Below are 642 nucleotides of genomic sequence, written 5' to 3' on the forward strand. Positions count from 1 at the left end.
TTATTGATGAAGCATTAGCAACGATTGACAGTCAACGTGCAGACTTAGGTGCCGTTCAAAACCGCATGAACTTTACCATCAGTAATTTAGGTAATATTGAATCGAACGTGACAGATGCGCGTAGCCGTATTCAAGATGTTGACTTTGCCTCTGAAACGGCTCAGTTAACTAAGCAACAGATTTTGTCACAGACTTCTTCTGCGATGCTAGCCCAGGCTAACCAAATCCCACAGACTGCGTTGTCGTTATTATAATTGTAAACGACAGCATTTAATGAAACAGGCCTTATGGCCTGTTTTGTTATTTATAGCCTCTATACGAGTAACCGCAATAGGCGGAAGTCATTAGATTCGATGTAAAGGTTTGTTTATGCTTAATACATGAGTGAGGTGATATTTAGATAAACGAGAAAACAAAAGATTGGACGAACGTTGAGTCAATAATCTTCATTGTCATTCATATTTATCAATCTGTTGTAGATGTTTTAATTATTCTCTAAAGTATTTTCAAATCGTGCCGTTACAGTGTATGTAGAAAATAAACTTTGCCTGATATAACTGACAGGCACTATTTGAGTTAGGTAGAGGGCATAAATTATGGCTATTTCAGTAAATACCAACGTTACATCCATGAAAGCACAAA

1 protein-coding gene is annotated in these 642 nt (G+C 37.1%); it reads left to right on the plus strand.

Annotated features, from left to right (window positions below; genetic code table 11):
- On the plus strand, positions 1 to 254 hold a 254-nt coding region (locus tag IEY40_RS20130; protein WP_268244210.1), incomplete at its 5' end, for a flagellin.
- Positions 255 to 642: the final 388 nt, after the last annotated feature.

This window comes from Shewanella ulleungensis (assembly GCF_014648315.1).
GTDB lineage: Bacteria > Pseudomonadota > Gammaproteobacteria > Enterobacterales > Shewanellaceae > Shewanella > Shewanella ulleungensis.